Raw genomic sequence first — 20,434 nt, forward strand, 5'->3', positions numbered from 1 at the left:
CCACGCTCTAGGGAGGCGGCGCCAATGGCTTACAGCAGGGATTTTTTCGAGTTGCAGCTTGATTTTGCCCGGGCAGTTGCGGGTCTTGTCGACATGCCCGTCGAACGAGCATTGCTCGACTACACGAACTTCTACATTCGGTTTGGGCTAGGCAGGGATTTTGACCAGCGTCATCCCATTTGGCGTCAGTACGTCGATGGACTGACCCGGACATCGGATATTGGCGAATGGACGTATCGTTTCTATCTCACGCAAGGTGAGGATTCCCGAACTGCAGCGGCCGCTGGCTGTTTTTCATACGCGATGCAGGACGCGGAATGTGTGCGAATTCATTTCCAGAATGCGGAATCCACCACGGCATCTCCTTTGAGCATGGAGCGCATGCCTGCACGGCTTGCTGAACTCCGGTCACTCTTCGGTGACGTCAAGCGCAACAGGCAACAAGTGACACGAGTCGTGGGCACCTCGTGGCTCTATAACCTCCCTGCATACCAGCGGTGCTTTCCCGCGGCGTACGTCGCGAGCGCCAGGGTTGCAGAACCGCGGTATCGCCACGTATCGCTATGGGGACAATTTCTCCACCGCGATGGCTCGCTCAGACTCGGCGTTGTGCAGGATTTCAAGAGACGGCTCTTGAATCTGACGAATGTTCGAGACTTGGCACTCACCTTCCCACTGCAGGCGCTCGCCGTCGAAGCCCCGATCGCGGAGTTTTATACCTTCTACGGAATACAGCCCGATTGCTAGTCAGCTGTTCCGTCCTACGAATGTTCGAATGACCGCGACGAGGCGCTGGCAGGCGGCGCGGACAGTGCGGTCGGCTCGGGTGCGGGACCGCTTCATCATCACATTCCGTCCCGACGACTAATAAGGCACCTCCAAGTGGTCAGTACGCTACGCAGCCTGCGATAGGTCTTTGACAACTCGCTGCCCTGGATATCGCCATGGCGTGAAGTTCCAGCCACGTCCTGCGCAATTGGCGCTCACTTGTCAAATTATCCGTATGCGACGGCGCCTGTAGAAAGCACCGATATATTACAATGCGCCAGCGCGGCGTCGGATAATAGCGGTCGCATCATTTTGAGCAGGATTTTTGGAATTCCCCCATGGAAATTAAGGTCAACTTTCTCGATAAGCTACGTCTTGAAGCCAAGTTCGATGACTTCACGGTGGTAGCCGACCAGCCGATCCGCTATAAGGGCGATGGCTCTGCACCTGGCCCGTTCGATTATTTCCTGGCCTCGTCGGCATTATGTGCGGCTTACTTTGTCAAGTTGTACTGCGCAAATCGCAACATTCCGACCGATAATATCCGCTTGTCGCAGAATAATATCGTCGATCCGGAAAATCGATATCAGCAGATTTTCAAGATTCAAGTCGAGTTGCCCGCGGATATTTCTGCCAAAGACCGCCAGGGTATTTTGCGCTCCATCGATCGCTGTACGGTAAAAAAAGTGGTGCAAGCCGGACCCGAGTTTGTGATCGAAGAGGTAGAGAGCCTGGATGCCGATGCTCAGTCGTTGCTGACCTTGAAGCCGGCGTCTGACGCCGGCACCTATATTGCGGGCAAGGATCTGCCATTGGAGCAAACCATCGCCAATATGTCTGGCATTTTGGCGGACTTGGGGATGAAGATTGAAGTCGCTTCATGGCGCAATATCGTTCCCAATGTCTGGTCGCTGCATATCCGTGACGCACACTCGTCAATGTGTTTTACAAATGGCAAGGGATCGACCAAGGAAAGCGCGCTGGCGTCGGCGTTGGGGGAATTTATCGAGCGCCTGAATTGCAACCATTTTTATGTCGGTACGTTTTGGGGCGAAGACCTCGCCAATGCGGCGTTTTTACATTACCCGAACGAGCGCTGGTTCAAGCCTGGACGCAAAGATGCGCTACCGGCTGGAATTCTCGATGAATACTGCCTGCCCATTTACAATCCGGATGGCGAATTACGTGGCTCGCACCTGTACGAAACCAACTCGGGGAATGTGCAGCGCGGTATCTGTTCGCTGCCGTTTGTACGGCAGTCGGACGGCGAAGTGGTGTATTTTCCCTCCAATCTGATCGAAAACCTCTACGCCAGCAATGGCATGAGTGCCGGTAATACACTGGCCGAAGCGCAAGTGCAATGCTTGTCCGAGATTTTCGAGCGGGCGGTAAAGCGCGAAATTCTGGAGGGCGAAATGGCACTGCCCGATGTGCCCCAGGAAGTGCTGGCGAAATACCCTGGCATTCGGGCAGGCATTCAGGGGCTGGAAGAGCAAGGTTTTCCGATATTGGTGAAGGATGCTTCGTTGGGTGGAATTTATCCGGTGATGTGCGTCACCTTGATGAACCCACGAACTGGCGGTGTCTTTGCTTCGTTCGGCGCGCACCCAAGTTTCGAGGTGGCGCTGGAACGGAGTCTGACAGAGTTGCTGCAGGGTCGCAGTTTTGAAGGCCTGAACGATTTACCGCAGCCCACCTTTGTCAGTAACGCCGTGACGGAGCCGAACAATTTTGTCGAACACTTCATTGATTCCAGCGGCGTGGTGTCGTGGCGCTTTTTCAGCGCCAAGGCGGATTTCGATTTTGTCGAGTGGGATTTTTCTGGCCAAGGCGAGAACTCCAATGTCGAGGAAGCAGCAACCTTGCTCGGCATTCTTGAGGACATGGGTAAAGAGGTGTACATGGCTGTGTATGACCAGCTAGGCGCCATTGCTTGCCGGATTTTGGTTCCGGGCTATTCGGAAGTTTATCCTGTAGAAGATCTGATCTGGGATAACACCAACAAGGCACTGTCGTTCCGCGCAGATATCTTGAACTTGCATCGCCTGGACGACGCAAGCCTGGAGGCCCTGCTTGAGCGTCTGGATAACAGTGAGCTCGATGAATACGCCGACATCGCCACGCTGATCGGCATCGAGTTTGACGAGAATACGGATTGGGGGCAGCTGACAGTGTTGGAGTTGAAGCTGCTCATCAATCTCGCCTTGCAGCAATTTGAGGCGGCGCACGAGCTGGTGGGCGCCTTCTTGCAGTACAACGACAACACGGTCGAGCGCGGACTGTTTTACCAGGCCTTGAATGTGGTGCTGGAAGTGCAGTTGGATGACGATCTGAACCTGGACGACTACGCGGTCAACTTCCGCCGGATGTATGGCAATGCGCGGATGGACGCGGCGCTGGGTTCAGTGGACGGCAGCGTGCGTTTCTTTGGTTTGACGCCAACCAGCATGAAGTTGGAGGGGCTCGACAGGCACCACCGCTTGATCGACAGCTACAAGAAATTGCACTCGGCGCGGGCAAATGTGGCGGCTATAGCCAGTTAAGGCTAAGGATCAAGAAGGCGGGGAAGGCCTCCATCGGGAAGCACTCGCCTTCAGTGTCCGCTTTCGAGAAAGCTCAGAGGCCGCTCAGGGCAGGCAGGGACAGTCGCAGTTCCTCGGCGGGTCATCCGCCCGAGATTGGCTACGGCCGTCGGCCCGCCGGTCCATTCGAACGCCCGGGCGTCGTTTCAACTTAAACAACGGACATTCGCGCATCGACGGCACTAGTCGGTTCGTCGGCCGATGCGGACACTCGAGATTCTGGTCACCACATCGAATTCGCTAGCCGAACGTGGTCGCCGTCGCGCCGCACCGGCACTCACTGAGCCCGGTTGTCCTGTTTCGCCCGCTGGGCCTGAATGAAACGGAGCTCGTTTGCGGCCCTGGTATCGGAAGCATCCAATTCGAGGCATTTGCGATACAGGGCCTCGGCCTCAGCGAGTTGGTGCTGTTCTACGTAGACATATCCCTGGCCGCGCCATGCCCGCGAAAGCTCAGCGTTTTTCAGCGCCGGTGGAGAAAATTCACGCGCTTGCGTTTCGGCAGCCTGGAAGGTCTTCATCGCCAGAGACCAGTCCTTTTCGCGTTGATACACACTCGCCAGTTCCGCAAGAAATTGGGAATTGTGCGGAGCCAGATCAATGGCCTGTTGCAGCGAGACCTTGGCATCCGCGAGCCGGCCAAGCTCGACCAGCACGTAGCCTTTCATGTAATACGCGTAGGCCCAATTGCCGGAGACAACCCTGGCCGGCGTCTTGGCATTGGATGCTTCCACGAGGTAAAACAATGCCTCGGGCTGGAATCTGGCACTAAACAGCTTAACCTTGCTGCCTTGGAGCGCGCTCTCATACATGGCGCTTACCTTGTCGAAGTCCTCGATCGCTTCTGCTCGCTTGCCCGCGATGGCCAGTCGCGAACCCTCCTGTAGCAGTCGTGCAGCTTCGGTATCGAGCGCTGAAGGCGTGCTTGCCTCCTGCGCCAGACATGAGACCGAGAGCAGCAGCGCTGCGGTCGTCAGTAGTACCCGTACCAGCTTCATGGCGTATCTCCCCTTATTACCGTTATTTATCCATTTGGATCGCATGCGGAATGAGAGAGTCGCTGGGTCAGGGCAGATGGCGGGTGCAAAAAGTGCTTCTCGATCGCCTCGTTGCCTGCAATGACCATACCGCCAGATCGGGACGGCTGGAATCTCGTTTCGCACGGATTGCGCTCCAGGCTCATGGTTGCGCATTGCAATCCTTCTGCGGACTGCAAGCTACCATCACCAGAACGGGGGGATGTTGCTTCTGAAGTGGGGTATGTTGCGGCGACCCAACGGACGCACACCGCTGTCGGGTCAAACTGAGTTACCAGGAACTTGATGACGCTTCCACTCGCTAGTCGCGGCGTTGTCAGCTTCCGTACTACGCACGGAATTCCCCGGGGTTCTTTCCCGTCCATCGCTTGAAAGCTCTTCGAAAATTCGCGGGATCGGTAAAGCCAGTGAGTACCGCGATGTCGTCGATGCTTAATTCGGTTGTTCGCAAATACTCCGTGGCCAATGAGCACTTTACGTCGTCGGCTATTTCAACGAACGATACCCCCTCGGCAAGGAGATGACGCCTCAATGTCCGCGTGGTCATGTGTAGCGCGGCAGCGGCTTCATCCATTGATGGAAACTGGCCGGGTGTGCGCATCATCAACTGATAGATCTCGCCGGCGGTTCCCGTGGAAGTCTTCGCCTGGCCTATCAGGCGGTCGCATGTATCCTGGAGCAGCGTCGAGGTCAGCCTGTGCGCAAGCTGCGGCCTTCCGTCAAGGATTGCGCGGGGATAGTCGAGTTCGCATTGCTCCTGGTTGAACAAGCAAGTGCATTTGAAATAGGTCGCATAGAGGCCCGCATGAGCCGGTGCGGGATAGGAAAATCGGGCCTCGACCGGAAGGCATCCGGCGCCGGCAATGTCCTTCAGATGGGTGACATGCTGGGCGAACTGCTGCTCGATCAGGAACCGCCGCAGTTCCGGCGAGGGGCTAGTGATGAAGGCATCCGGAAATACCCACACCGCCGTGTCTGGATCTTCCCGCCACTGAATGGTTAAGGTTGGCGTGGCGAGTTTGTGATACTTCACGCCCAGGTTGAAGAAGTCCTTTACGGTTTCGCTGCACATCAGTGCATATCCGTACATCCCATATGCGGACAGGTGCATGGCAAGACCGACTTCGAAGGGAGTTGCCGGGTCTGACGACAAACGCACGGCGTTCTGGCACACCTGCAGGTACTGACGGACAGAGGTTTGCGTTTCGGGGCTATGAATGTCCGCCACTGCCAATCCGCTGCCTTGCAGGCAGGCCTCTGCCGAGAGGCCCTGGCGTTCCAGCACCTCTACCAGCATTTCGATTTTGTACGGCGCGTAGATCCGGTCGTTCAGTAGTGGGGGGCGAGCCGCCATGATCTCTCCTGTGTCTCTTTCGGACATCAATATGTCCGAAAGGGACCTTACCAGGCAAGTCTTTGCTTTCTAGTATTACCGCACAGCCTGATCCCCGGCACCTGCCGCAGGACATGAGAACAGCTAGGAGACAGTAAGTGCAGAAACGCCTCAACGTGACCGTCGTGGGTGCCGGCCTGATGGGTCATGGCATCGCGCAAGTCTTTGCCGCCGCAAATCACCTCGTGACATTGACCGACTCCAACGAAGAAGTGCTCCATAAGGCGCCGGCTCACATCTCTCACAATCTGGTCCAGATGGGCGGCAAGGCGCTCTCGGTTCTTCGCAATCTACGGCTCGAACGCGACCTGAAAGCAGCGGTTGCCGAGGCAGACCTGGTGATTGAGGCGGCACCCGAGCGAATCGAATTGAAGCAGCACCTGTTCCGGGAAATCGCCGCGTCAGCGCCCGGCCATGCCATCTTGGCCAGCAATACCTCCGTCATTCCAATTAGCGAGATCGGCCGCGAGTTGAGCGATGCGGCCAAGGCAAGACTGCTAGGTACCCATTGGTGGAATCCGCCGCATCTGGTGCCGCTGGTCGAGGTGATCCGGATCGAAGAAACGTCCGACGATGTCTTCAATGAAACGTTCGCCCTCCTGGAACAAGTCGGCAAATGCCCCGTAAAAGTTCATAAAGACGTACCAGGATTTATTGGCAACCGACTTCAGCATGCGCTGTGGAGGGAAGCCATTTCGCTCGTCTACCGGGGTGTCTGTGATGCGAAGACGATCGACATCGTCGTGAAGCAGAGTTTCGGCATGCGGCTACCGGTTCTGGGCCCCATGGAGAATGCCGATCTGGTAGGCCTGGAACTCACCCGAAACGTCCATCAGCTCATCTTTCCCGACCTCGATAACTCGCGAGAGCCTTCTCCGCTTCTCGATGATCTGCTCGGGCAGGGAAATTCAGGCATGCGGACCGGGAAGGGTCTGCGTGACTGGACACAAGAGTCCGCCGATGAAGTGCGCAACGCCCTTGCCATGCATCTGATTACCGCCCTTGGGCGCTAACCATCCACCAGAGACTTTGGGTGTCACTATGAGCAAAGCCAACAACAAGGTAATCATCACCTGCGCGGTTACCGGCGCCATGCATACGCCGACGATGTCGGAGTACCTTCCGATTACGCCTGACCAGATCGCGGAGCAGGCGATCGACGCAGCCGCAGCGGGTGCCTCCATTCTGCACCTTCATGCCCGCGATCCCGTCGACGGAAGGCCTTCGCCAGATCCGGAGCTGTTTCAGCAGTTCGTTCCCCGAATTGCCGAGGCCACGGATGCCGTGATCAATATCACGACGGGTGGGAGTACGCGGATGACGCTGGAAGAGCGCCTCGCTTACCCGCTGCGCGCAAAGCCGGAAATGTGTTCTCTCAACATGGGTTCGATGAACTTCTCGATCCATCCGATCGCAAGAAAGATCACGAACTGGAAGCATGAGTGGGAACGCCCATACGTTGAGGGGATGGACGACCTGATCTTCCGGAACACCTTCAAGGACATCACCCACGTGCTGCGCGAGCTGGGCGAGCATGGAACCCGGTTCAAACTGGAGTGCTACGACGTCAGCCATCTTTATAACCTGGCCTATTTTGTCGATGAAGGACTGATCAAGCCACCGTTCTTCATTCAATCCATCTTCGGGATCTTGGGCGGGATTGGACCTGACCCTGAGAACCTGACGACGATGCGCACGGTAGCGGATCGACTGTTTGGCCGGCAGAACTATGCGTTCTCCATCCTCGGCGCGGGCCGTCACCAGATGTCGCTGCTCACGATGGGAGCGATCATGGGCGGCAATGTCCGGGTGGGACTGGAGGACAGCATCTATCTCGGCAAGGGTGTCATGGCGAAAACCAACGCTGAACAGGTCCGAAAGATCCGTCGCATCCTCGAGGAACTCTCCCTTGAGATCGCGACTCCCGCAGAAGCGCGAGAGTTCCTGCAACTCAAGGGTCGGGACAAGACCCGATTCTGAGCGGCTTCGGATTATCCAATTCCCATTTCAAGCATCACCGCGCCCCGCCACGAGGCGGGGGGGGGCGCTGCCATGCGCGCCAAGAATGCGCCATCTACTCTTAGAAAACATGGAGACAACATGCCTGCCACCACAAATGTCAGCGTAGGGCTGACTGCCGATGCCAACGGGCACGCGCTGTCCGAGGACCAGGTCTATCGAAAAATCACGCTGCGGATCCTGCCGCTGATTTTCTTCTCATACCTGCTGGCGTTCCTGGACCGGATCAACGTCGGCTACGCGCAATTGCAGATGAAGGGAGATCTGGGTTTTTCCGATGCCGTGTATGGCCTCGGAGCGGGCATCTTCTTTCTCAGCTACCTGCTGTTCGAGGTTCCGAGTAACCTCCTGCTCGAACGCATCGGCGCACGGCTTACAATTCTGCGGATCATGGTGCTGTGGGGCCTGACATCGGCCGCTACGATGTTTGTCACGACTTCCACACAGTTCTACGTGGTGCGTTTCCTGCTGGGCGTTTTCGAGGCCGGCTTCTTTCCTGGCATCATCCTGTACCTCACCTACTGGTACCCAAGCACGCGCCGTGCGGCCGTCACGGGTATGTTCATGTTCGCCATTCCAGTGTCGGGAATCATCGGTGGTCCGGTGTCTGGCTGGATCATGTCGTCGATGAACGGCGTCGGTGGCTACGCGGGATGGCAGTGGATGTTCTTGCTTGAAGGGTTGCCCACGGCATTTCTGGGTATCGCCTGCTTCCTTTTGCTGAAGAACAGGCCTGCGGATGCCGGTTGGCTGACGCCCGCGGAGAAGGATCTTATCCAGAACGCTCTCGGTGCTGATGCATCTGGAGCCGCCAGTGCGCACAGTGGAGTGGGATCGGAGCTTCGCCAGGCCTTCTTTGATGCTCGTGTGTGGCTGCTCGCGCTGATCTACTTTGCTACAGCCTGTGCGAACTACACCTTTACGTTCTGGCTGCCAACGATGATCAAGGGACTGGGCGTCACCGATGTCGCGCAGATCGGCTGGTACTCTGCCATCCCGTATGTGTGCGCTGGTGCGGGCGTCCTGTTGCTGACGCGCAGTTCGGACCGATTCAAGGAGCGACGTTGGCACGTCGGCGGTGCTCTCATCATTGCGGCGGCCGCGCTGGCATCCACCACATGGCTTCAGTCCTCGCTCGCCGCGAGCCTCGCAGTCCTTTGCTTCGGCGCTTTCTTCCAGTTCGGTGCCGGCATTGCATTCTGGGCCATCCCGCCGACGTACTTGCGCAAAGAGGCCGCTGCGGTGGGAATCGGACTAGTGAGTTCCATCGGCGTGGTTGGCGGCTTCGTCAGTCCGACACTACTGGGCTTTATCAAGGGGCAGACCGGAAGCTTGTCATACGGCATCTATGTCATCGCTGCCATCATGGTCATCGGTGGTCTCGCCATTCTGTTTGTACTGCCCAAGAGCGCCTTGCGTGTGGGCGCCGCGCAACCGGACTAGGCCTTTTCGCTTCCATCAGGACGGCAGCGTTTCACGCAGCCCGCAGCACCAATATTTCACTGCACCGTATGGCGGCCAGAAATGAATCCAGCAAAGGAGATCTGTAATGAAACCCACAACGATTACCCGCTTCTCGCACGTGCTTCCAACCGACACGGCGTTCCGGGGTGAAGGCCTTCGCGACTTCTTTGTGTATCGCGACCTTGGCATTGCTGCCGCCACGAACGGACGCGTGATCGCGCAATTGGTGCGGGCGAATAATGCACCGGAAAACGGCACTGGATGGCATGTACATAAGGCAGAGTTTCACATCGTCTACATGCTGAAAGGTTGGGCACGCTTCATGTACGAGGACCGCGAGACGCTGGTGGCCGCAGGTGATTGCGTGCATCAGGCGCCGGGAATCAGGCACTACCTTTTCGATTACTCTGAAGACATGGAGTATCTGGAGGTAGTGGGACCTGCCGATTTCGCAAGCATTGAGGTGGAAGGACCTTGTGCGGTACCGAAGCCAACGCCATGGAAGCAACGGGCGGCTTGACGCGTTGCGCGTAGGAGCGCCCCCGAAAGACATTGGACTTCGATACACCGGCTGAACGATTCCATCAATCCGTTGCGTTGACCGGTTGAATCCACAATGCCTAAGCCGCCAGAAGACATGATCTCGTCATTGTCCGAGAAGGGTCGGGATGCGGATGCCAGCCAATATCGTCGCCATGGGGGGTGTGTGCAACACCCCCATCCGCCTGCTCAGCGGCACCCAGTACACCACGCCATTCGCTACGCCAGATCTACAGGGCCGTGATCGTCGCAATGGTCACCGTGTGGATGGTGAAGATGGCCCTTGACCAGGTAGTCCATGTGGTCACCGTGTGGCACGGCTTCGTGCCCGCAGCCGGGGCCGTGGACATGCCCGGGCTCGTGCCCCCCGCAGTTGTGGTCCGGCGTGCATCGGTCGGGATTTTTCTCACCGACTTCTAGCCGGTGCTCATCGACATGGCTCGCATGCGGATGATGCAAATGGCCGTCATGCAGAAAATCGATGTGTCCGTTGTGCCGGATTGCCGTATGGCCGCAGTGCATGCCATGCCGGTGATGATGGTGGGCATGGTGCGGCAGATCGCAAGTGCTCATGCCAGACTCCTTTCGATAGGTTGCCGCACGGTTCAGCGGCAAACAGGCGCGCCTGCCAACCATGATAGACGAGCGAATGGCCCGCCATCGCGACGCCGTGGACCCACATTCAAAACCTGCGTCCCAGCTTCGGTCCTGTTGACGGACACGCGTGGCGAAGAGAAGGCGCGATCACCTGCGGGGCAGTCGTGGCAGTACAACTGACAAGCTGACGATCCCCGTCAGTCCTGCGCAGCGCCACCTCGCCACTGAGCGATTGCTTGCCCGGTTTGTTGGTGGCAGACTTGCAACAAAGTTGCAAAGAGTGCTGATCCTCTTTCCTTGCTTCCCATGCGGCAGCGCTGCTTATCGATCCTGCTGGTCCTGTTCCTGCTGTTCGCTCAGTCGGTGGTGGCGGTCCATGCGCTCGCGCATCTGCAGGCTCACCAGCAGACGAACCCCTGTGCGGCACCTGCCGATGTCGGGCAGTGCGGGCCCGCACGTTTGCCATGACCCGTTTTCCGCTACGCGCCATCGCGGCCGGCGGCGCGGCCGCTGTCGCCGCTGTCGCCCATGCCCAATCGGCAGAATCCAATCCGCCTCTCTCACCGTCTCCCTCTCCACCGCGGGGCAGCCTGACACAGCAGGAAGCGATAAAACCTGCACACGCTCGTGGTCGCAGCCAGGCGCCTGGACTAGGTACGCAACGCGCTGTCGCCCGAGAGCGGCAGTGCCGTCTGTCGGCTCAGTGGCTTCCAGAGTCGGAGCCGTGCAACGGTTAGCGCCATTAGCGGGGACTCTTCCCATGTTTGATCAACGATTCCTCAAGGTCGCCATCGTCGTCCTGCTCCTTCACGCAGGGCTGCTCTATCTGATCCAGACCGGCCTGGGCCGCAAGCTGACCGAGGCGGTTGTCGGGCCCGAGATCATCGCGCGCATCATCCCGATGGAACTGCCGCAACAACCGCCAGCGCCGGAGCCACCCACGCCGCAACCGACGCCGCCCAGACAGGCCAGGGTGGTGACGCCGCACCCGAACCCGAACCCACCCAAGCCGCAACCCACGCCGACCGCCGTAGCATCATTGCCGCCGCTGCCGAACGCGATCGAGGCGCCGCCGCCTCCGCCCGCTGCCCCAGCTCCGGCGCTGGAGCCGCCCGCACCAGCCGCACCTGCCGCAGCGGCAAACGCCGCGCCCCGCGCGGTGGGAATCGGTGAAATCGCTTGCTCGTCGCCGCAGGTCACCTATCCGGCGCAATCGCGCCGCACGGGTGAAACCGGCAAGACGATCGTGCGCCTGACCACTGACGAAAACGGCCGCGTGGTCAAAGCGGCCGTTGTCAGCTCAAGCGGATCCACCCGCCTCGATACGGCCGCGGTCAATGCGGTACAGGCGATGCGCTGCAAGCCCTATATGGAGAACGGCCGTGGCGTGGCGGTCACCGCACAGCAGCCGGTCACCTTCGAACTGGACTGAACTGCCGGAACTTTCCGCGCCCGCTAAACGCCGCCTATTCACCGCTTGTTCACCGCCTATCCAGGAGCCACCATGCAGGACCTCGGACTCTCACACCTCTGGTCGCAAGGCGATGTCGTCATGCGCGCCACCGCCATCATTCTGTTGATCATGTCGGTGCTTTCGTGGATCGTGATTCTCACCAAGGCGTGGGATCTGGTTCGCCTCAAGTCGATGGCACGTGGCGCCGAAATGCGTTTCTGGCGGTCGGACAATTTCGATCACGCACTCGACACGCTGGGCGCCAACGATGCCAACCCGTTCCGCGCGCTGGCCATGGCCGGCCGCGAAGCCGCGCAGCACCATCTCGCCAGCCAGCCGCAACTGCAGGATGCACTGGACATCTCGGACTGGCTGACTCGCTCGCTCAGGAGCGCCAACGACGAAGCCGTGGCGCACATGCAATCGGGCCTGGCTGTGCTGGCCTCGGTCGGCTCGACCGCGCCCTTCGTCGGGCTGTTCGGCACCGTGTGGGGCATCTATCATGCGCTGATCGGCATTGGTGGCGCTGGCGTGCCAACCATCGACAAAGTGGCCGGCCCGGTGGGCGAGGCGCTGATCATGACCGCCTTCGGCCTGGCAGTGGCAATCCCGGCCGTGCTCGGCTACAACACACTAAGCCGGGGCAACAAGGGCGTCATCAGCAAGCTCAACCGCTTTGCGCACGACCTGCACGCCTACTTCGTGACCGGCGCCCGCGTGCGCCCCACCACGAGCGCGCGCGCCGATGACGGTTCGATGCGGCTGGCTGTCGAGAACTGAGCGCCTGCATCCCTGGGCCCGAAACAGGAGGGATAAGCATCATGGCATTTGGCACGCTCGACGAAGACGATGACGAACTGATGAGCCAGATCAACATGACGCCGCTGGTCGACGTCATGCTGGTGCTGCTGATCATCTTCATCATCACCATTCCTGTCATCAATCAGGCGGTGAAGATCAGTCTTCCCCGTGCGAGCAACCAGCCCAACGACACCAGGCTGCAGGACATCAAGCTGTCGATCGATGCGCAGGGCAGGGTGTACTGGAACCAGCAGCTGGTAGACAACGCCGCGCTGGAGCAACGCATTGCGGAAGCCGTCAAGCTGCGGCCGCAAACTGAATTGCATCTGCGCGCGGATCGCGACGTGCGCTACGAGCGCGTGGCCGAGGTGATGGCGGCCGCGCAGCGCGGCGGCATCGACAAAATCGGGTTCATTACCGAACCGAGGCGTTGACACTGCTGCTAGGCAGAATCGGCGCCGATGCGAACGCCCGTGTTTTTGGAGATCTCAGAGGAGAATTGCTGTGTGGGTTCAGCGTATAGCTATTCGCACCGGTATCTGGATACTTGTGCGCCAGCGCGCTGTACAGCCTCCGACGCTTGCTGCGTCTGTACCGGATTATGGCTGAGCATGGCACGCTCAGCGTTGGTAACAGCAGCCTGGTAGGACTGGCGCAGCGACGGGCAGATGATGCTTGAAGTGAGCCTGGCCTGCCCCTTGGGATCGAAGACGGATGACGGTTCAGCGCGATACTCTGCGTTTTGTTGGCCGATGGATTTCTTTACCATCTCCGTCTTTGCGTCGCTCTGGCACGGGGCATCCTGCAACGTGACTTGCCCCGCGGCGCTCCGGCATTGATAGATGGTCTGGCCGGCGGCATTCGTGGCCATGACGAACATCGCGATTGTCAGATACCTCTGCATGGTGCAACTTCAGGATACGGGTGCCTGCACAGCGCGCAGCTTTCGCGCGCTCTCCGGTCCTGACGGGCCAGTTCCTTCAGTCGACTGTGGCGAGATAACAGTGATGTAGTCGCTGAGGATCGTCCCCAGTTCGACGTCCTTGGATGTGTAGCGCATGATCGGGATACCGGCCGATGCAAGAACATCATTCTTTTGCTTATCGCGCTTCTGTGCTTTAGCGCTACCGTGCGAGGCGCCGTCAAGCTCGATGACATAGAGCGGCCGCATCGTCTTGCGCTCACAAACCAGGTAGTCGACATACTTCTGAGCGAACAGGTTCCTGGCGGCCTGTGATTTTCCCTTGTGCTGTACAAACGCGGACATTGCGACCTGGGGAAAGACGTGCGTTTCTTTCAGCGCCGCGCTCAGCCGCTCGTAGAGCTGTATCTCATCCTGGCGCAAGAATGGCGCTCTGCGGGCAAAGCGAAAATGCTTAGAGGGACTCCCGCCTGCGCCTGCCGCCTTCAGTACCGACAGGACAACGACGACAATGCCGAAAAGGAACACCAGCCCGAGCATCGCTTTCACTTGACCCTCCTGCGCCTATTGTTGTATCGCGCGATACTAAGCACTAACACGACCTGGCAGCACCCCTCCATAGTGGGGCGAGCTTGGGTCGGGATGCGCAGCCCGGCGCTCGCCAGAGTGTGCGGAAGGCGTTAGGGAAGGGGGTTTTCCGCCGCCTTCGGGGGCAGCACGGCGCCTTTGCCGCAGACAAAGGCTTGCCGGGAGCTGTCTTAGCGCCCTACATGCGCGATGTCGACCGCAAGATATCAGTGGGTAGCCGCCGGGAATGAGCCCCGCCACCTTCCCGGCGGTCACCCATCAGAACTTGTGTCGGATGCCGACGGCGACCGCCGTCATGGTGCGGTCGTTCGCCCCGAGGAAATAGCCATTGGCGAAGCTGACCGCCGAAGTATCGAAATTGATGCCAGCATTTCGCACGTAGGCCATGGTCAGATAGATATCGGTGCGCTTTGACAGGTTGTAGTCGGCGATGAAGCTGATTTGCCAGGCGTTGGGTACATTGGTGCCGCTGAGCATCTTGACGTCGTCATAGAAGTAGCCGAGCGTCAGGCCCAGCGCAGTGGTAGGTTGGTAGTTGATGCCGGCCCAGTAATAGTCGTCCCTTACGATGGTGGCACCGTTGCTCGCCTTGTTCAGGCCCCACCGGTAGCCGGCCATCAGCTTGACCGGGCCCGCGCTGTAGCTGGCAGCCACCCCGGCCTTGCGAAAATTGCCGACGTCGCCACTGGTCGGGATGGTGGGGTTGTAGCGGTTGAAGGCAAACGCCAGGCCGAAGGGACCGGAAAAGTAATTCAGGCCGGCGCCATAGCCAGTGTCGCGGCGGAACTGGCCGGGAGCCTCACCGTTGCCGAACACGCCGTTGCCGAACGACCAGTCGGCGGTGGCCGTCAAGGCACCGAAGTTGCCAGTGTATTTCGCCATATTGTCCGAGCGGAAATCCAGGCCCAGCTGTGCGGCGATCGGTTCATATTGGGTCGAATAGCCGGATGGTGAGAAGTTGGAGAACGCGTCGAAGATCGCCGTGTATTGGCGCCCGAACGTTATCCGCCCGGCGCGCTCGCTCTGCAGGCCAACGAACGCCTGGCGGCCGAACAAGCGCCCCGACTGCGTAGCCTTGCCATCGTCGAGGCCAAAGCCGCTTTCCAGCACGAACACCGCCTTCAATCCGCCGTCCAGGTCCTCCGTGCCACGCAGGCCCCATCGCGAGCCGGACAGGCCGCCCGAGTTCAGCGCCACACGTGTTTCCCCCGGCCCGGGAAAGCCGGGCTGCGTGGGCAGCTTCGGCGAGAGATGGTTCACGTACTCGATATTGGCATCGGCCACGCCGTACAACGTGACACTCGCCTGGGCCGCGCCGGACAGCGCGCCGCAGGCGGCGGACAACATCCATAGGGGCGTCTTCATTCTGGTGGTCTCCTTTATTATTGATTTCTTCATGGACGGCGCGGCAGGTGGCACCGCAAGCGAGACCGGAAGTCGCCGGACGAACGCGAAGCGGGCGTCCGGCGCGGGCGCACACAGCCAGGCCGCCAGGCAGCCTGCCGTCAGGCGTCAGCGCGCGATGGCGCCGTAGATGGCCTGCGCGGCCCGGCCGAATGTCTCGGACGATTCAAGCGGCCCGCGCGATGCCGCGGTCTGCCGCTTGTCGCTGGCGCTGGTAGCGCGCGGCGCGGTGTCGGGACTCGAAGAGAATTTGACGATGGTTAGCGCCCGGCGCGGGTTGATGTAGATCTTCTGGCCAAAGCGGCCGCCGGCTTCCACCGAGCCGTCGCCATCGTTGCGTTGGTACCAGTAGTCCCGATAGGCGTAGCCCTGCCGACCGGCTGCCAGGTTGCCCCGCGCAAACCGGGCCTGATTGTGGCCGGGCTGCAGCGCGATGCGCGTGGCATTGGCAACGTGGTCTGGCAAGCGTTGCGCTTGCGCCAGTCTGACGAACTCGGCAAAACGGGCCGCATCGCGCAGAGTGCTACTGATCCCGCCGCTGGCCATCTCGGTGCCAAGGCGGTCGATCTGGACACTGGCGTCATCCTCGGCGAAGCGCGACCAGATCCGCTCTGAAGCCATTTGCGCCCACGACTTTCCGGTGATGCGGCGCAGGGCCCAGGCTACGGCTTCGGGCGAGCCGTTCTGGTAGTACCAGACATCCGCTGCCTTGTCCGCGGCCGGGATGGCCACCTTCAGGAAGGCATAGATATTGTCCGGAGCACCTTCGCGGCGCGGCAGGATGCCCACCGCGCCGAACAGGCCAAGATCTGGTGGAAGGTGTTCCGGATAACCGACGGCAACCTCCATGTCGAGGTTCTGCTGGACGGTGGCCTCGCCGAATGGGGTGCCGGCCAGTTCGGGCACATAGGTGGACAATCTGGTTTCTGGATCGAGCTTGCCTTCGTCGACCAGCATGGCAGCCAGCAGCCCGGTGACCGATTTGGTCATCGATGCCCAGATATGCATCTGTTCAGCGCCGAAACCGTTGAAGTAGCGCTCGTAGACGATGCGCCCTTCGTGCAGCACGATGAAGCCGTCCGTATGGGTCTGGCGCAAGTACTCATCAAGCCGGATGGTCTGACGGTCGACTTCAAAGCTGACCAGGTCCAGGCCCGCAACGGGTTGCACCGGCATGGGCAGGGGCTGTGCCGAGTGCCGAATGCCTGCTGTGGGCGAAAGTTCGCGCGCGTGCCGGAAGGCCCAGCGCAGGTAGGGGTAGCGAAACGCGTTGCTGCTGTTGACCTGTGCGTCGGGTGGCGGCGGAAACCCTTGCATGATGCTGGTGGCCGGGTCTGCCGCCGGAATTGACGTCGGGGTTGCCGCCGACAGGGCAGCCTGCGGCTGCGCCAACGTCACCGCCGGCAGCGTGCCCAGCAGTGCCATCGCTGCGATTGCGTTACAGCGCCGTACGCCTGGCTTGCCAATGGAAAATGGGAACCGCACCTTGTCTCCTCCGTTTGCCCGCGCTTCGATTAGCGCGTTGCAACGGAGGATGCGGCGTGTAGCGGATATCCGGCAATAGGCTGCCCGGCATAACGCCATAACCGTTGGGAATGGGTCGTCGCCGCGGCCGCGGCGTCGGCGAAGCAGGCCCAGCCAAGCGTGACAACGGTAACAAGGCCCGGACACCGGGCTGCTGCATACGAACCACCACACGCAACCCGCAAAGCTGCCCACGCAAATCGGCGATGAACCCAAAAATGGCACTCGGCGCGGGCAAATGTGGCGGCTACAGCCAGTCAGGGCCAAGGATCAAGACGGCGGTGAAGGCGATCGAGGTCCGCCATCATCGCGTCCGTTTCAAGGTGGATCGGTGGATTGAATAGGGTGACGGTCATCACCGGGTCATCACCACATGTGATGTATTGACCCGCACGGTTTCATAGGCGGACATGGGCCAGCTCCCTTTGACTCAGGTTGACAGCGCGCCAGGCCAACATCGTACGGGTTGCTTCGTGCGAGTCCCTCGCCTGCTCAGAACATCGTGTTCGTGTTGTTGGCCGTCTCCGGTACCGGCTGCAGCACGTCCCAGTGCTCAACGATCTTTCCATTGGCGTCAAAGCGGAAAATGTCGACGCCTGCGGTTTCCTTGCCGCCCCAGTCCAGATAGCGCACGTGAATGAATGCGAGGTCGCCATCGATCGCGATACGTTTGACCTCGCACGGCACTTTGCCGGCCTGCTTGATGTAGCCGGCGATGAAGTCGGTGCCATCCGGAAACAGGGGGTTGTGCTGGATGTACGGACCCGCAACCAGGCCCGGCAATAGCTCGGACTCGCCGTTGTTGAAGATGCGTGCGTAGATGGTGTCGATGGCAGCTTGAATGCGTTCTCTGTTCATGGTTCGCCTTTCGGGGAGGGGTGTTCCGTAGTAAAGCAGCCCAAGGGAAGATGATCCATATCGATGCATCCAGAATTCATATCATTTCGTCTCATTCAGCAGCTATGATGAGGTCATGGAAGCGTTGAACGGTTGGTTAAAGGCGGTCCGAGCCGATGGCCTGGTGCTGGTACGCACGCGCGTGGCAGGGCCATGGGGCTTTGCGGTGCAGCGTCGCGATGCCGTGGTGTTCCATTTCGCTGCGGAAGGACATGCCTTCGTGCGTCAATCTGATGCGCAGACGCTGGAATTGCGTGCTGGTGAACTGGTTCTGTTCCCGCGCGGTGGTGCGCATGAAGTCGTGCATTCGAAGCGAGGCAAGGCCATTCCACTCGATACATTCCTTGCCAGACGCGACGGCGTCGTTGACCCGGATCCCAAGGCCACCACGCTCATTTGCGGCCAGTTCGACCTGGATCAGCATCTGGCGCTCCCCGCGTTAAGGGCGCTTCCGCAGGCCGTGCTGCTTCGCGCCGGGATGGAACCCGGGCATTCTCCTCTGAGCGATACGCTGCGCATGCTCCGTAACGAAGTAGAGACGCCGAACTTTGGCAACCACATCGTGGTGCGGAATCTGCTTTCGTCCTTGTTCGTCTACTTGATGCGCGAATGGGCTGAAAATGCGTCCCCTACAGATAACGCTTGGTTCTCGGCCCTACGGTCGCCGCAAATGACGCGGGTCCTTGCGCGGATGCACGAAGCACCAGAACGTGCCTGGACGCTCACGGCACTCGCCAAAGAAGCCACCTTGTCGCGAGCCGCTTTCGCCCGCAACTTCTGCGCCCTGGTGGGCGAACCACCGCATCAGTACCTGACGCGTTGGCGCATGGGCATTGCCGCGCAACTGCTGGAGGAAACCGAACTACGCCTCAGTGAGATCGCGTCGCGCGTCGGCTATGGATCGGAGTTTTCGTTCAGTCGTGCCTTCAAGTTGGCGCGTGGTGTCTCGCCGATCAAGTACCGCCATCAATGGAAAGGTCGCTGACGGTGAATCGACGCTCAGATCAACGAATCGGTATCATGATGGTTTCCTCCCAGCAATAGGCCCATGAAGACCGCTTTAAGTCTCGAACAGATCCACGCCTTGGTTCGCGAACGATTCCCCGAACTGGAGCGAGAGAAGAACACCAATAGCACCAGCTATTTCCTTGGCAAGAAGAGTGTTTTGAACCGAATCTTTCGGCTCAAGTCGGCGCCTCGGGGCCTATGGGATCTGAAGCTTGCACAGTCCCACGCGTCCGGGGGCGATCGCTCGCTGGAGAGGGTGGAATCTGTAGAGTCACTTGCGGCGTTGATCAAGCATGAAATTTCCCTCCTGCAGGATAGAACTGGGAAATCATCGAGCCAGACCCCAATGACTTCCAGTGGCTCGACATCCGCCTTTTCAGGCTATACCGGTGCCCCGCCTAATGCCTTTGCAATGGGTATCATTCGTTCGTTGGAGAAGGAGGGCTTTACTGTCGCAGCTACGACGCAGGGCCCGGTGAAGGCTCAACGACGAACATTGCGTATCACCTGGCGCGGCATTTACATCGGACTGATGAGCGAGCAGCTTTGGTTGAGTAAAGTTCCGTATGCTTGCCTGTACCGCTTTCCAAAGGAAGGCGTTAAGGTCTCTATCGCGAAAGCGCCTCAAGATTTCGAAAAGTATGCTTTCGCCCGCGACCATGGCTGTGATCCGGATCGGCTACACGTCTATACGGACTACAGCGGGTCTTATCTATGGATCGAGGATGAAGCGACAAGTCTACTGCTGATGCGCGATTGGGCGAGACGGATTGACGCAGCCTTCTTTCCGCCGGAAAGCAGTCTGGACGCGGCGAATATTCAGGAAGACTTGCAGACGATCTTGACAGACAAGTCGAAATCCGAAACGGAGCGTCTCGCAGAAGTGGCTGTGCGTCTGGGGCAAGGGCAATTTCGGGCCGACCTCGAGCAAGAGTTCAATAGCGCGTGTGCAGTCACGCGGTTGACCGTTCTTTCGGCGCTGCGCGCCTCACACATCGTGCCGTGGAAGCATTCGACCGACGCACAGAGGCTCGACCCCAAGAATGGCCTACTGCTGTCAGCCAACCTGGATGCGTTGTTTGATCGATATATGATCACTTTCCGACCGGACGGAAAATTGGCAGTCTCCAAGTCCATGACGCATTGCGATCTGAACAAGCTTGGTCCTTTGCAAGATCTTGAGAACAAGCCATGCGAGAGGCGTGCAGCCTACCTAATGCTTCATAACGCGGAATTCGACCGGCTCGAAGAGCGCCGTGTGGAATTTGTCAGCGCCTCTTCCCAATCGCTAGGCGACCGCTGAGGCCAGATGGACAGCGCCGGCCGACTTGACCCTATCGGCATGTGGTGTCAAGTCGCCAGGCATATTTTGGCGGACCAGATTGACGTGTAGTCGGAGAGATTGGCCGGCCAGGGGACGCTTGCCGGCCAATGACTG

19 protein-coding genes are annotated in these 20,434 nt (G+C 59.4%); 11 read left to right on the forward strand and 8 right to left on the reverse strand.

The genetic code is table 11. The features are described from left to right. The first annotated feature begins 24 nt into the window (after window positions 1-24). Together AC1DKV_RS00185 and AC1DKV_RS00190 are read left to right on the forward strand one after the other, a co-directional pair. Complete coding sequence (locus AC1DKV_RS00185; protein WP_441614113.1) at window positions 25-747, forward strand: hypothetical protein; 723 nt, start codon at window positions 25-27, stop codon at window positions 745-747. A gap of 359 nt (window positions 748-1,106) precedes the next feature. After that, on the forward strand, window positions 1,107-3,311 hold the full coding sequence (locus AC1DKV_RS00190) for an OsmC domain/YcaO domain-containing protein (RefSeq protein WP_441614114.1): 2,205 nt from the start codon (window positions 1,107-1,109) through the stop codon (window positions 3,309-3,311). 316 nt (window positions 3,312-3,627) lie between these two features. Here the strand turns inward: AC1DKV_RS00190 and AC1DKV_RS00195 are convergent, their stop codons facing one another. After that, window positions 3,628-4,347, reverse strand: coding sequence for a tetratricopeptide repeat protein (locus AC1DKV_RS00195; protein WP_441614115.1), 720 nt, complete (start codon window positions 4,345-4,347; stop codon window positions 3,628-3,630). A 367-nt stretch (window positions 4,348-4,714) separates the two neighbouring features. Beyond that, complete coding sequence (locus tag AC1DKV_RS00200) at window positions 4,715-5,740, reverse strand: AraC family transcriptional regulator (RefSeq protein ID WP_441614116.1); 1,026 nt, start codon at window positions 5,738-5,740, stop codon at window positions 4,715-4,717. 137 nt (window positions 5,741-5,877) lie between these two features. On the opposite strand from AC1DKV_RS00200, the gene AC1DKV_RS00205 reads away from it, so the two are divergent. The 4 genes from AC1DKV_RS00205 to AC1DKV_RS00220 all read left to right on the forward strand — a co-directional run bounded on the left by AC1DKV_RS00205 (window position 5,878) and on the right by AC1DKV_RS00220 (window position 9,782). Further along, window positions 5,878-6,792: a 3-hydroxyacyl-CoA dehydrogenase family protein gene (locus tag AC1DKV_RS00205; RefSeq protein WP_441614117.1), complete on the forward strand. Its 915-nt coding sequence runs from the start codon at window positions 5,878-5,880 to the stop codon at window positions 6,790-6,792. A gap of 28 nt (window positions 6,793-6,820) precedes the next feature. Then, window positions 6,821-7,759, forward strand: coding sequence for a 3,5-dioxohexanoate:acetyl-CoA acetone transferase (kce, locus tag AC1DKV_RS00210; RefSeq protein WP_441614118.1), 939 nt, complete (start codon window positions 6,821-6,823; stop codon window positions 7,757-7,759). Between the two features lie 120 nt (window positions 7,760-7,879). Next, window positions 7,880-9,241, forward strand: coding sequence for an MFS transporter (locus AC1DKV_RS00215; protein WP_441614119.1), 1,362 nt, complete (start codon window positions 7,880-7,882; stop codon window positions 9,239-9,241). Window positions 9,242-9,347: 106 nt separating this feature from the next. Beyond that, window positions 9,348-9,782 (forward strand): cupin domain-containing protein, encoded by a 435-nt coding sequence (locus tag AC1DKV_RS00220; protein WP_441614120.1) that lies wholly within the window; start codon window positions 9,348-9,350, stop codon window positions 9,780-9,782. Between the two features lie 239 nt (window positions 9,783-10,021). On the opposite strand, the gene AC1DKV_RS00225 is transcribed toward AC1DKV_RS00220, so the two are convergent. Further along, window positions 10,022-10,375 (reverse strand): hypothetical protein, encoded by a 354-nt coding sequence (locus AC1DKV_RS00225; protein ID WP_441614121.1) that lies wholly within the window; start codon window positions 10,373-10,375, stop codon window positions 10,022-10,024. A gap of 784 nt (window positions 10,376-11,159) precedes the next feature. Between AC1DKV_RS00225 and AC1DKV_RS00230 the strand changes: the two genes are divergently transcribed. From AC1DKV_RS00230 to AC1DKV_RS00240, 3 genes are all read left to right on the forward strand, one after another. Next, on the forward strand, window positions 11,160-11,831 hold the full coding sequence (locus AC1DKV_RS00230; protein WP_441614122.1) for an energy transducer TonB: 672 nt from the start codon (window positions 11,160-11,162) through the stop codon (window positions 11,829-11,831). Between the two features lie 72 nt (window positions 11,832-11,903). After that, window positions 11,904-12,632, forward strand: coding sequence for a MotA/TolQ/ExbB proton channel family protein (locus tag AC1DKV_RS00235; protein ID WP_441614123.1), 729 nt, complete (start codon window positions 11,904-11,906; stop codon window positions 12,630-12,632). Between the two features lie 41 nt (window positions 12,633-12,673). Then, window positions 12,674-13,087 carry an ExbD/TolR family protein gene (locus AC1DKV_RS00240; protein WP_441614124.1) on the forward strand — a complete coding sequence of 138 codons (414 nt, stop codon included), beginning with the start codon at window positions 12,674-12,676 and terminating at the stop codon, window positions 13,085-13,087. Window positions 13,088-13,176: 89 nt separating this feature from the next. On the opposite strand, the gene AC1DKV_RS00245 is transcribed toward AC1DKV_RS00240, so the two are convergent. The 5 genes from AC1DKV_RS00245 to AC1DKV_RS00265 form a co-directional block, all read right to left on the reverse strand. After that, the gene (locus AC1DKV_RS00245) at window positions 13,177-13,557 is read right to left on the reverse strand and encodes a DUF4124 domain-containing protein (protein WP_441614125.1); all 381 of its coding nucleotides are present in this window, start codon (window positions 13,555-13,557) and stop codon (window positions 13,177-13,179) included. Between the two features lie 9 nt (window positions 13,558-13,566). After that, a complete protein-coding gene (locus AC1DKV_RS00250) occupies window positions 13,567-14,115 on the reverse strand; it encodes a DUF2726 domain-containing protein (RefSeq protein ID WP_441614346.1) in 549 nt (182 codons plus the stop codon). Window positions 14,116-14,421: 306 nt separating this feature from the next. After that, on the reverse strand, window positions 14,422-15,528 hold the full coding sequence (locus AC1DKV_RS00255; RefSeq protein ID WP_441614126.1) for a porin: 1,107 nt from the start codon (window positions 15,526-15,528) through the stop codon (window positions 14,422-14,424). A gap of 147 nt (window positions 15,529-15,675) precedes the next feature. After that, the gene (locus tag AC1DKV_RS00260) at window positions 15,676-16,965 is read right to left on the reverse strand and encodes a serine hydrolase domain-containing protein (protein ID WP_441614348.1); all 1,290 of its coding nucleotides are present in this window, start codon (window positions 16,963-16,965) and stop codon (window positions 15,676-15,678) included. A 618-nt stretch (window positions 16,966-17,583) separates the two neighbouring features. Then, window positions 17,584-17,949, reverse strand: coding sequence for a nuclear transport factor 2 family protein (locus AC1DKV_RS00265; protein WP_441614127.1), 366 nt, complete (start codon window positions 17,947-17,949; stop codon window positions 17,584-17,586). Between the two features lie 115 nt (window positions 17,950-18,064). Between AC1DKV_RS00265 and AC1DKV_RS00270 the strand changes: the two genes are divergently transcribed. After that, a complete protein-coding gene (locus AC1DKV_RS00270; protein ID WP_441614128.1) occupies window positions 18,065-18,973 on the forward strand; it encodes an AraC family transcriptional regulator in 909 nt (302 codons plus the stop codon). A gap of 63 nt (window positions 18,974-19,036) precedes the next feature. Further along, window positions 19,037-20,299 (forward strand): HNH endonuclease, encoded by a 1,263-nt coding sequence (locus AC1DKV_RS00275; protein ID WP_441614129.1) that lies wholly within the window; start codon window positions 19,037-19,039, stop codon window positions 20,297-20,299. Window positions 20,300-20,434: the final 135 nt, after the last annotated feature.

The sequence above is a fragment of the Cupriavidus sp. 05T41 genome, assembly GCF_056396525.1.